2 protein-coding genes and 1 pseudogene are annotated in these 1,352 nt (G+C 35.9%); all 3 read right to left on the bottom strand.

Going from position 1 to position 1,352, the window contains the following annotated elements:
• Positions 1-18: 18 nt before the first annotated feature.
• A complete protein-coding gene (locus GMD6S_RS11895; protein ID WP_000819211.1) occupies positions 19-807 on the bottom strand; it encodes an alpha/beta hydrolase in 789 nt (262 codons plus the stop codon).
• Positions 808-905: 98 nt separating this feature from the next.
• Positions 906-1,238: a MazG nucleotide pyrophosphohydrolase domain-containing protein gene (locus tag GMD6S_RS11890; protein WP_000654125.1), complete on the bottom strand. Its 333-nt coding sequence runs from the start codon at positions 1,236-1,238 to the stop codon at positions 906-908.
• Positions 1,239-1,281: 43 nt separating this feature from the next.
• Positions 1,282-1,352 (bottom strand): annotated as a pseudogene (locus tag GMD6S_RS12565) (RNA-binding protein); the annotation flags it as partial.

Below are 1,352 nucleotides of genomic sequence, written 5' to 3'. Positions count from 1 at the left end.
ACTCTCCTTCTTTCCATCTTATTCTGACAATTCTCGAATAATATTCGCAATTTTTTCTGATTCAGACCATTGTAAATAATGGTGATTCCCTCCTAAAATGAGTTTAGTATTGGAAGTCCAATATTCTGAGTCTCTGTATTCTTTTTCTCTATAAGCCTGACAAAAAATAAATACAGGGACATGAGCTTCTATAGATACATTCTTAAAATCTTCCTCAGTAATCTCACAATATATATGAAATTCTGGAACTTGTCTTTCCAACTCTGAATCTTTTTCTTGCACTAAATCCCAGATTTCTTCATTAGTTTCAGAGCTAAATGCTGCTTGAGTTATGTTCTTAAAATAGACTTCGGGGCCACACTCTTCAATCAGTCTCATTTGCTCTTCCATTTCTGGATAAGGATTTTCTGAAAAATCAGAAAACATTACTTTTTTAGTTGTTGGTTCAATTGCTACTAAAGCCTGACACTTAATTGATTTGTTCATCAATTTGCAAGCTAAAATTCCACTCAAACTATGTGCACAAAGTATATATTCATAAATCGCCAATTCTTCAAGTACTTCATAAACCGCGTCTACAAGATTGTCCAGATTTTTTCCAGATTGGTCATGAATCGGACTCCTACCTGTGTTTGGAAAATCAATTGTCAAATAACCAATTGTGGGAGGAAGTTTTTCAAGTATAAGTGAAAAATTTTCATAACTTGGTAGCAAACCTGCGCCATTTAAACAAACAAGCACTTTCTTTTGCTTTTTATAAGTAACAGAGAGGCTGCCAATTTTTGTAGTTACTTCAAATCGTTTCATAAAGAAATCCACTCATTCTATAACAATGATTTATTAAAAACCCTTATCCTTTATTTTATCACGTTCTAGGGATTTTCACAAGTTGAAGAAAAAAGACACTATAGATATTTTCCCTCCAAAAATTCTTCCAAATCTCGTTCATGTTGGTACTTAATGGCAGCCTTCTTATCTTTGTCAAAGATGGTTTTGGTTAGATCAATGTCGTTTATGGTCGCGATTGCGACGGTGTAGTGAATGATATCAGCTAGTTCTTTGGCTAGTTCCTCATTTGAGTCCTGGACAGACTCTTTTCGACCAGAGCGCCCGTTCAAGACCTCGGCTACTTCTCCGACTTCCTCCACTAGCTTGATAAAGAGACCTTCCTCAGTCCGAGATTGCTGGTAATGTTCGAGTAAGTAAGCTTGTAATTGTCTAAACGTTAAATCCTTCATCTTCTCCTCCTCACAAAAAAGCGAGACTTCTGTCCCGCTTTTCTTATTTTTCGTCGATAACGATTCTTACTTTCTTGTCTTCAGTTGGGACAGAGTAGACAATCGTTCTTATCG

The sequence above is a fragment of the Streptococcus sp. GMD6S genome (assembly GCF_000297015.1).
The sequence above is the reverse complement of the archived record's forward strand: the minus strand, read 5'-3'. Positions and strand labels throughout refer to the sequence as shown.